The organism is Pontiella sp. (genome assembly GCF_041622395.1).
Lineage (GTDB): Bacteria > Verrucomicrobiota > Kiritimatiellia > Kiritimatiellales > Pontiellaceae > Pontiella.
In genome coordinates this window covers 1-10,109 of the sequence record NZ_JBFJYW010000128.1, presented here as the reverse complement: position 1 = coordinate 10,109, position 10,109 = coordinate 1, and the positions used below count along the sequence as shown (strand labels likewise).

The 10,109-nt window shown below is 59.9% G+C and carries 8 protein-coding genes; 4 read left to right on the top strand and 4 right to left on the bottom strand.

What is annotated here, in order from left to right; translation table 11 throughout:
- A partial coding sequence (locus tag ABYO54_RS08905) for a hypothetical protein (RefSeq protein WP_372807900.1) occupies window positions 1-612 on the top strand: 612 nt, incomplete at its 5' end.
- Window positions 613-630: 18 nt separating this feature from the next.
- On the opposite strand, the gene galE is transcribed toward ABYO54_RS08905, so the two are convergent.
- Both galE and galK read right to left on the bottom strand, forming a co-directional pair.
- A complete protein-coding gene (gene galE / locus ABYO54_RS08900) occupies window positions 631-1,602 on the bottom strand; it encodes a UDP-glucose 4-epimerase GalE (protein ID WP_372807899.1) in 972 nt (323 codons plus the stop codon).
- Window positions 1,603-1,670: 68 nt separating this feature from the next.
- Window positions 1,671-2,837, bottom strand: coding sequence for a galactokinase (gene galK, locus ABYO54_RS08895; RefSeq protein WP_372807898.1), 1,167 nt, complete (start codon window positions 2,835-2,837; stop codon window positions 1,671-1,673).
- 84 nt (window positions 2,838-2,921) lie between these two features.
- Here galK and ABYO54_RS08890 point away from each other — a divergent pair, with 84 nt between their 5' ends.
- Window positions 2,922-3,797: a PocR ligand-binding domain-containing protein gene (locus tag ABYO54_RS08890; RefSeq protein WP_372807897.1), complete on the top strand. Its 876-nt coding sequence runs from the start codon at window positions 2,922-2,924 to the stop codon at window positions 3,795-3,797.
- Between the two features lie 28 nt (window positions 3,798-3,825).
- On the opposite strand, the gene ABYO54_RS08885 is transcribed toward ABYO54_RS08890, so the two are convergent.
- Window positions 3,826-4,971 carry a class I SAM-dependent RNA methyltransferase gene (locus ABYO54_RS08885; RefSeq protein ID WP_372807896.1) on the bottom strand — a complete coding sequence of 382 codons (1,146 nt, stop codon included), beginning with the start codon at window positions 4,969-4,971 and terminating at the stop codon, window positions 3,826-3,828.
- Window positions 4,968-5,321, bottom strand: coding sequence for an aspartate 1-decarboxylase (gene panD, locus ABYO54_RS08880; protein WP_372807895.1), 354 nt, complete (start codon window positions 5,319-5,321; stop codon window positions 4,968-4,970). Before panD ends, ABYO54_RS08885 begins: the two co-directional genes overlap by 4 nt.
- Window positions 5,322-5,549: 228 nt before the next feature.
- Between panD and ABYO54_RS08875 the strand changes: the two genes are divergently transcribed.
- Both ABYO54_RS08875 and metA read left to right on the top strand, forming a co-directional pair.
- Complete coding sequence (locus ABYO54_RS08875) at window positions 5,550-8,753, top strand: SNF2-related protein (protein WP_372807894.1); 3,204 nt, start codon at window positions 5,550-5,552, stop codon at window positions 8,751-8,753.
- Between the two features lie 48 nt (window positions 8,754-8,801).
- Entirely contained in the window at window positions 8,802-9,719 is a 918-nt protein-coding gene (gene metA / locus ABYO54_RS08870; protein ID WP_372807893.1) for a homoserine O-succinyltransferase, read from the top strand.
- The last annotated feature ends 390 nt before the right edge of the window (window positions 9,720-10,109 follow it).

The window sequence follows — 10,109 nt, the reverse complement described above, 5'->3', positions numbered from 1 at the left end:
GACGGGCGCATCCTGCTGACGGCCAAGCTGCTCGAAACCACGGGGATCGGCGTTAAACAACTCTTCAATCGCTGGAACGGCCTCTGCCTGGCGGGAGAAACCGTCAAGATCGAGGATGGGTTGATCATGGGCTATCTGAAGGATTTGGATGTCTATTGCATCAATGCCTTCTATCCCTCGATGGAGGCGAACTTCTACCACCCGGATACCCGGATTTGCTATTTCGTGGTCGAGTTCGATCCGGCGCACTGGTCGTGGCGCGAATTCCGCAAGGGCGTGCTGGGGGCCACGGACGCCTCCAAGGCCGCTCCAAAAAGTTTCCGCTACCAACTTTATTCGGAATATCCCGTCGATTTCCCGGGACGCGACAACTTCGTGCATGGCAGCGCCGGACCGTTCGAGGCCTTCGTGGAGCGCGCCATCCACGAAGAGGATTTCGACATGGAGTCGAACCCCGTCGGCGAATTCCTTTCCCGAAAGGGCGTCACGCTGAAATCGTTCGCCGCCTGGAAGGCGAAACAATCCATTGCAACCCTCGGCGGCCTCTTCGACGCTACCGAAGAGAAGGATACCGCCGACGTTCTAGCCATGCTGGATCAAGTGGCGTGGTAGGCTCGCGCCCGGCGCCGCTTAATCTTCGTAGCCGTTCGGGTGGGCCTGGTGCCAGTCCCAGGCGCTTTGCACGATTTCCTTGAGGTCGGCGTGCTGCGGGTCCCACCCGAGGACGGTGCGGGCCTTGGTGGCGTCGGCCACCAGCGCGGTGCAGTCGCCCGCGCGGCGCGGCTGGATCTCGGCCGGAATCGGATGCCCGGTCACTTCGCGGCACACTTCGATGACTTCCTTGACGGTGTAGCCATCGCCGTTGCCGAGGTTAAAGGCGCCGGAGATGCCGGGCTTGAGCGCGAGGATGTGCGCCTGGGCCAGGTCCTTGATGTGGATGTAGTCGCGTACGCAGGTGCCGTCGCGGGTTTCGTAGTCTTCACCGAACATGTAGATTTTTTCGCGCTTGCCCTGGGCGACCTGGAGCACGAGCGGAATCAGGTGGCTTTCCGGGTTGTGGGCTTCGCCGTATTTGGCGGTGGCGCCGCAGGCGTTGAAGTAGCGCAGGAAGACGCACTCGATGCCGTGGATTTGCTGGCCCCACTGGAAGATTTTTTCGCAGAGCAGCTTGGACTCGCCGTAGACGCTTTCGGGCTTCTGCGGCAGGGATTCGTCCATCGGCATCTTTTCGGGCGTTCCGTAGGTGGCGCAGGTGGAGGAGAAGATCAGCTTCTTGCAACCGGCCTCGACCATGGCGCTCATCAGGTTGAGCGAGCCGCTGACGTTGTTTTCGAAGAACGGCATCGGCGATACCATCGACTCGCCGACCTCGATGTAGGCCGCGAAGTGGATGACCGCATCCGGCCGCTCGGCGAGCAGGGCGCTCTTGATGTCTTCTTTGTAGCGCAGGTCGCCTTGGACGAACTTTGCGCGCGGGTCGATGGCAGGCTGGTGCCCGCGTTCGAGGTTATCGAAAACGACGACGTCGTGGCCAACGTCGCAGAGCATCTCGGTGGTGACGCTGCCAATGTATCCGGCTCCTCCGGCAACAAGTACTTTCATGATAGAATCCTTTCGTGAGACGGGGGCCGCGGCGGTTGGGGCGTCGCGGTCCGGTCGACGTTCAGTCCTTATTTAACAACGATTGCGCCGGCGGACGGAATAATGATCTCCGCGGTCGGGGCGATATGTTTGGTTTTGCAGATTTCGATGATCTTCGCGCAGATGGCTTCCGCGTCGACCGCATGCACGAGGGCAACGCAGCTGCCGCCCCAGCCGCCGCCGGAGAGGCGGGCGCCGAGGGCGCCGGCTTCGCGGGCGGCTTCAACGACAACGTCGAGCTCTTCGCACGAGTTTTCGAACGCGGTGCGGGAGGTTTCGTGCGAGTCGAACAGGAACTGGCCAAAGGCCTTGAGGTTCCCTTCGCTGAGCAGCTTGACGCCTTCCTCGACGCGATGGATTTCGCCGACGACATGGGTGGCGCGTTGGGCGGCCTCGGGGTCGATCTGGCCCTTGAGGGCTTCGAAATCCTCGAACTTGATGTCGCGCAGGGCGCCGACTTCGTAGTCGACCAGCTCGTTGAGCTGGGCGGCGGCCTTTTCGCAGCTCAAGCGGCGGGCGTTGTAGGGGGATTCCGCCAGCGCGTGCTTCACGTGCGGGTTGATCATCAGGAAGACCACGTCGTCGGGCAACTTGACCGGGTAGGTTTCGAGCGTGCGGAAGTCGGAATGGATGAGGCCGTGGTGGACGCCGTAGATGCTGGAGAACTGGTCGAGCAGCCCGCAGCTGCACCCGGCGAATTCGTGCTCGGCGCGCTGGCCGATCTTGGCGATGTCGATCTTGTCGATCTCTTTGCCGGCGTAGCTGAGCACGGCGTAGGCGGTGGCGACTTCCAGCGCGGCGGAGCTCGAAAGCCCGGCCCCCATCGGGATGGAGCCGAGGAAGGTGCAGTCGATGCCGTCGACCACCACGTCGAATCCGCGCAGATAGTGGATGACGCCCTTGACGTAGTTGGCCCACTGAACCTTTTTCTCCAGCGGTTCGGGGCTGGCGGGGTCGAATTCGGTGGTGGCGTTGATGTCGGCCGCGGTCAGCCGGACGCCCGGCTTGTCGGACTTGGAAATGCAGAAGCAGTGGCCCATGTTGATGGCGCAGGAGAAGGTGGTTCCGGCGTTGTAGTCGGTATGGTTTCCGAGCACTTCGATGCGTCCGGGGGCATAGGCGACGGTGGTCGGCTCGGTACCATAGGTGTCGGTGTGGATGGCAATGGCGTCGGCGGTTACTGTTTCATCGTACATGGGTCGAGTCCTCCTTAGGCTGTTTGTGAAGGTAAAACATAGGCTAGGCCCCTGTGGAAAACCATATCATAAAGCGGCAAAGGCATGGACAAATCGGGCTCGATGTGGTTTTTTGTCCACATGCTTGCGACGTTGCACCATACCATCAGCCAAAAGGTGTCGGAGATCTTCGACCTCTACACGGAGCTGCACGACATCCGGATTTCGCTGTTCAGCCCCGAGGGACGGCTCATCTATCCGGACAGCGTGGGGCGCCCCAACTGCCATCATTGCACGATGTTGCGCGAGACGCTCGCGATGGATTCGCGTTGCCGGGACCTGGATCGGGAAATGATGCAGGCGGCGCTGGAAAAACGGGAAATGGTCATCTACACCTGCCATGCGGGCATGACCGAGGTGGTGGTGCCGCTGTTTGTGGGGGAAGAGTTGGTGGGGTTCGTGATGCCGGGGCAATTCCGGAGCCAAACCGCGCCGGAGCTCTCGCCCTATTCCGAGCTGTGGCGAGCGGTTGAAGGGGGCGACGGCTTGCAGGAAGCCTATGTCGAAACCCCGGTCTATTCCGAAAAAAAAATCGAAACGCTCATGTCCATGTTTCAGTTGCTGATGGAATTCATCATCAGCAATCAGTTGATTCACCATAAGGACTTCGACCTGATTCAGCCGGTGATCGAACGGATCGAAGAGGAGCCCGAGTCGGAGTTGACGCTGGAGACGGCCGCGCGGATGGTGGGCCGCAGCCCTTCGACGGTATCGCGCCTGTTCAAGAAGGTGACCGGCCGCAGTTTCAAGCAATACCAGGTCAACTATCGGCTGGAAATGGCCGCCGGGCAGCTGAAAACCAAGCCCAATTGCCCCGTGGCCGAAATCGCGCTGGCGGTGGGATACGACGACCCGCTCTATTTTTCCCGCGTATTCCGCAAGCAATACGGCTGTTCGCCCTCCGAGTACCGGTGCCGGTAAGCCCGGCGCAGGCGCTCGCCCGCGCCGGTCAGTACAATTCGTATTTGCAGAGTACGCCGTCGAGCCCCCCGGCGGTGAGCGGATGCTTCCATTCCGGCTTGAGCCCGAGTTTTTTCGCGAGCGTCTTGTCGCCGTAGTAGACGAAGGCGGAGGAGCCCGTGCACTTTTGCTTGAGGAAGTCGCCGAACTCCTTGAGCAAGCCCGTCACCTGTTCGGTGTTGCCGAGCCGTATGCCATAGGGCGGATTGGTGACAATGGTGGTGTTGCTGAAGCCTTCGAGATCGTGGAAGTCCGCGCGCCGTACCTTGATGGTGCCCAATTCCGGCAGCTCGTTGCGGTTGGCGCGGACGGCCTTGATGGCGTCGGCGCCGATGTCGCTCCCTTTGATCAGGTCGTCGGGGACTTCGACGGTTTCGTTGTTGGCCTTGGTCTTGACTTGGTTCCACACGGAGGCATCGAAGTCGGGCAGGCGCAGGAAGCCGAATTTGCGCCGGAGGTAGGCGGCGGGAATGTTGCCGGCCTTCATGAACGCTTCGCAAAGCAGGGTGCCGGAGCCGCAGAAGGGGTCGTAGAGCGGGCGTTCGCCGTTCCAGCCGGAAAGCTGCAGGATGGTGGCGGCCAGCGTCTCCTGCATCGGCGCTTCGACCGATTCGGTGCGGTAGCCGCGCTTGTGCAACGAGCCGCCGCCGAGATCGACGCTGATCCGCGCCTTGTTTTCGTGGATGTAGAGGTTGAGCAGCAGGTCGGGGAAACGGGTGTCGACGTCGGGGCGCTTGGTGGTCTTGTCGCGGAACTGGTCGACGATGGCGTCCTTGAGCAACTGGCCGGCATACTGCGAGTTGCGGATGTTGCTCTTGGCGACGTTCGCGCTGATGGCGAACGTTTTGGTGAGTGTCAGAAAGTCGCTCCAGTCGATGTTCTGGGCGGTCTTGTAGAGATATTTTTCGGAGTGGCAGTCGAAGGCCAGCAACGGGGCGAGGATGCGCGAAAAGATGCGGGTCTTGTAGACGATGTTATAGACGGTCACCGGGTCGGCGCAAAAATAGAACCCGAGGTAGCCGCGCTTGATGTTGGTGGCCCCGAGTTGCTTGAGTTCCGCTTCGCCGCAGGGTTCGGCGCCCCCCGCGAGCTGCCCGAAATATTGCCCGGTCTTCTGGTAGAGGTAGTCGCTCATTTCCGCACGGCGCGGTTGTTTGCATCGACGAAGACCACGATCGGTTCGAGGGTTCGCGCTTCGTCGTCGTCGTAGTTGCCGTAGGAAATGATGATGATCTTGTCGCCTTTGGCGGCCAGGCGGGCGGCGGGGCCGTTGAGTTCGATGGCGCCGGAGCCGCGTTCGCCCGGAATGGTGTAGGTCACGAAGCGCTCGCCGTTGTTGAGATTGACGATCTGGACCTGCTCGCTCGGCAACATGTCCGCAAGCTCCATCAGATCGCGATCGATCGTGATGCTGCCTTCGTAATACAGCTCCAGCCCCGTGATGGTGGCGGTGTGTATCTTCGATTTTTTCATGATCCGTTGCATGGGCGGTCCCTTATTTCAAAAACGGCGCGCATAATGTGCCCGCCCTGTGCCTTCGTCAACAACTTGTTCGAACCGATTTTTCGAGGATGAAAGCCGGCCGGGAGCCGGGGCCGCCAACCGCGTGCCGCATTTCTGAGTGCATAATAGTCGGAATTTTTGGTGGATTTATTCCCGGAAGTGGGGAAAATGGAGCCTATTTTCCAATAGAAGCGGGGAGCAGTTTAACGAATGGATGAGTCACTTCCATATACCGAAAAGAAGCTGAAAGATTGGGCCGGCTGGCGGGCATACCGCGACGGGAAAGCTTTGTTCGAGCGCGGGGTGGTGGAAAAAGTCTCCTACGAGCACCCCTATATTACCGGGACGCTGAACCTCGGGCCGCGCGGAATGCGCAGTAAATTCGAGATTCTCAAGAACGGGTTGGTGGAAAACCATTGCCCGTGCCGCGACAACCAGGAGCGCGGCCTCATCTGTTCGCATCTCGTTGCCATGGGGCTGGAGGTGATTCGCCGCCACACCGATCCGGAGCGCCAGGAACGGGCTACCGCCGAAAAACAGCGCATCGATCGCATTGCGAAATCGGTCGAGGGTACCCGTATTCAGCGGGTGAAGAAAACCGTGCCGGGGGCGGTCAACGCCAATTTGCACATCGAACTCGCACCGGAATGGCAGGAACAGTTGTTCGGCCAAAAGATCGGCATCCAGGTCTCGGTCGAGTTCGATGGCAAGACGGTGGCCGCATCCGATGTGCCGACCGACGTCCCGTTCTGCTTCCCGCATCGCGACGAAAACCTGCTCTATGTGCTCGAGGACATCTGCGGCGGCGCCATCAAGAGCACGATCGAAATCTCGGTCTATGACCTGATCAACCTCCTGCGCCTGCACCACGGTAAGGTCATCCGCAAGGTCGGGGATAAAAAGGGCTTCCTGGTCAACAAGGGCATGCTCGAGTCCTCGGTCGAAATGGATATGGATCGCGCGAGCGGCGAGTTGCTGCTCAATGTCGTGACCGAACTGCCCGACAACCAGACGGACCTGTTTCCGATCTACATCATCGGCGCCAATACGGGCTGGATCTTCAGTGCCGGCCAGTTTTGGCCGTTGAGCAACCTCCTGCCCCGACCGGTACTGGAGATCTATCAACACCGCTTGACCATTCCGCGCGAAAGCGTTCCGGCCTTCCTGATGACCGAGTTGCCGCAGATCGAAAAGCTGGCGACCGTTCGAACCGGCATCACGCCCGAACTGTTCCACATGAAACCCGCCAAGCCCAAATTCCGCCTGGTGGTCAAGGGGAGTCCGGCGTCGTTGGCGGCGACGCTCTACGCGCGCTACAACGACGAGGTCGAACTCGTGGCGGGCCGGGCCGACATGCGCGGCAACTTCGCCATTCCGGACCCGCGCGACCTGCTGCGCTACCGCATCCGCAACATGGCCGCCGAGAAGGAGGCCGTCATGAAGCTCCATGCGGTCGGGTTCGACGGGCGGGCCGGCGATACGCTGAGAAATATCGTGGGGCCGCGCGAAGTGCTCAACTTCCTGGGCTCGGGCGTGCCGAAGGTGCGCCGTTTCGGTTGGCAGGTCGAGCTCGAAGGCCGCGTGAAACCGTTTGCCGAAAAGGCCGATTATGTGATTCCCGTAGTCCACGTCGACGAGTCGGAAACCGGCGATTATTTCGATGTCAGCTACGAGTACGACGTGGGGACCGGAAGCATTTCCGAGCGCGACATCCAGCGTGCGTTGATGAAGGGCGACTCCTTCATCGAGCGCAACGGCCGCACGATCTTGCTCGACGGCGATGCCATTATCCAGGCGCGCGAGGTGTTCGAGGACTGCGCGGTCGGCAAGGGCAAAAAGCCCGGCTCGTTCCGCATGAGCGGCATCTACGGCAGCTATGTCCAGTCGTCGCTGGGCGCGTTGGACGGAATCGACATCAAGGCGACCCCCAGCTGGATGGAGCGCGCCAAGCAGCAGAACGAACAGGAATCGGTTCAAGACGTCCCGCTGCATCCGAAGCTCAAAGGCACGTTGCGCTCCTACCAGCAGGAAGGGGTCAATTGGCTCCGCTTCCTGGAAAACCGCGGGTTCTGCGGCATTCTCGCCGACGAAATGGGGCTGGGCAAAACGCTCCAGACCCTGGCCTGGATTCAACTCGGCCGTACCGACGAAGAGCACCAGGGGAAACCCGCGCTCATCATTTGCCCAACCAGCCTGGTTGAAAACTGGTGCGAAGAGGCGGCCAAGTTTACGCCCAACCTCAAGGTGCTGGTGCTTCATGGTACCGAACGGCACCGCAGATGGAAAAACATCGGCAAGTCCGATATCGTCATCACCTCCTATGCGCTGATGCGCCGCGATATCGAAAAGCATCTCGAATACACCTATTCCATTGCCATTCTCGACGAGGCGCAGCACATCAAGAACCGCGCCACCCAAAACGCGCTGGCCGCCAAGAAGATCAAGGCCGACCATCGGCTGGTGCTGACCGGAACACCGGTCGAAAACGGCGTGGCCGACCTCTGGTCGATCATGGACTACCTGATGCCCGGCTACCTGGGCGACCACAGGAATTTCCGCGAATACTACGAATTGCCGATCCTCAACGGCGGAACCGAAGGGGAACACGCCCAGGCGAAGCTCCGCCGCAAGTTGCACCCGTTCCTGTTGCGCCGCCTGAAAAAGCACGTCGCCAGGGACCTGCCCGAAAAAATCGAGCGCATGGCCCCCTGCAAGCTCACGCAGGACCAGCACAAGGTCTACAAGCAGTTGCTGGAGGATTCCCGGAACAAGATCGCCGACATGGTGGAAAAGGAAGGCTTCAACAAGAGCCGCATGGAAATCCTCAAAACGCTTCTGCGGCTGCGGCAGACCTGCAACCATATCGACCTGCTCAAGCTCGAAGGCGTCAAGAGCAAGCATCCCTCCGCCAAGATGGAACTCTTCTTCGAGTTGATGGACGAGGCCTTGGACAGCAAGCACCGCGTGCTGGTCTTCAGCCAATTCACCTCGATGCTCGCCATCCTCAAGAAGGAGATGGATGAACGCGGCATTAAATATTGCTATCTCGACGGCAGCACCAAGGATCGGCAGGACGTTGTTCGCAAATTCAACAAGGACCACACCATTCCGATCTTCCTCATGAGCCTGAAGGCAGGGGGAACCGGACTGAACCTGACCGGGGCCGACATGGTGGTGCACTTCGACCCGTGGTGGAACCCCGCCGTCGAAGACCAGGCCACCGACCGCGCCCACCGCATCGGCCAGAAGCGTACCGTCTACTCCGTCAAGCTCATCTCCAAGGGCACCGTCGAGGAGAAGGTCGTCGAGATGCAACGGCGCAAGAAGGGCATCATCGATGCCACGCTCACCACCGACGAACAGGTGATGCAGAAGCTTACCTGGGAAGATGTGCAGGAACTGCTGAGTCTTTGATCTCGGCAATCAACCCCCGGGCACCGTGTCCGGAACGAAGGAATTCACATGCCCATAAAAATCCAGGATGGACTCCCCGCCGCAGGCGTCTTGAGTCGGGAAAATATTTTTGTCATGACCGAATCCCGGGCGGTCGCCCAGGACATCCGGCCGCTGAGGATCGTGATCCTCAATCTCATGCCGATCAAGAAAACCACGGAAGTGCACCTGCTGCGGTTGCTCTCCAATTCCGCCCTGCAGATCGAGGTCGATCTCATTCGGACGGAGACCTATGAGTCGAAAAATACCGCCCAGGAGCACCTCTCGACCTTCTACAAAACCTTCGGCGACATCAAGCAGCAGAAATACGACGGGATGATCATCACCGGGGCCCCCGTCGAAACCATGGAGTTCGAGCAGGTCCAGTACTGGGACGAGATCCGCGAAATCCTCGACTGGACCGTCCATAGCGTGACCTCGACCCTGCACATCTGCTGGGGCGCGCAGGCCGGCCTGTACCATCACTACGGAATCCCCAAGCATGCGGTGGAAAACAAGATTTCCGGGGTGTTCGAACATACCTGCCGCACCTCGACCGAACCGATCATCCGCGGATTCGACGACCGGTTTCTCGCGCCGCATTCGCGCCACACGGAAGTCCGCTGCGAGGATATCGAGAAGGTCGGCGAGCTTACGATCATCTCGGAGTCGGAGGAGGCGGGGATCTATATCGTCTCCGCGCGGCAAGGACGGCAGATCTTCGTTACCGGGCATTCCGAATACGATCCGCTGACCTTGAAGGAAGAGTACGAACGGGATCTGGCCAAAGGGATGAATCCCGCCGTTCCGAAAAACTATTTTCCCGGCGACGACCCGTCGAAGATGCCGAAGGTCAGCTGGCGCTCCCATGCGCACCTGCTGTTTGCCAATTGGCTGAACTACTATGTCTATCAGATGACGCCGTTCAACCTCGACGACATCAGCTAATCCCCGGCCGTCCGCCTTTGCCCTTGAAGCGGAAATAAACCCCGGTAGCGCCGGATTCCGATCCGGTGTCTTCCGCCGCCCGAACCCCGATATGGAAACCGGGGCCACGTAGCGCCGGATTCCGATCCGGCGTCATCCTCCATCCGGATCCCCGGATGGAACCCGGGGCCACGGTATAGGCAGAAAAATGAACGGCAGAAAGATGCTTGGCGGGCTAAAAGGGCAATCGTGTTCGTTGGGGCGGGTTTGAAAGCTTCCTGTCTTCCGCAACGGTCTTGATCGGCGGCGGGCAGGTAAAAGATTCATGGGTAAAGAATGATCACGCGTGGATATTTTACCCCGCATCTTTCACCTGAAAGCATACGAACTCGTTCCGACAAAATGATTAGG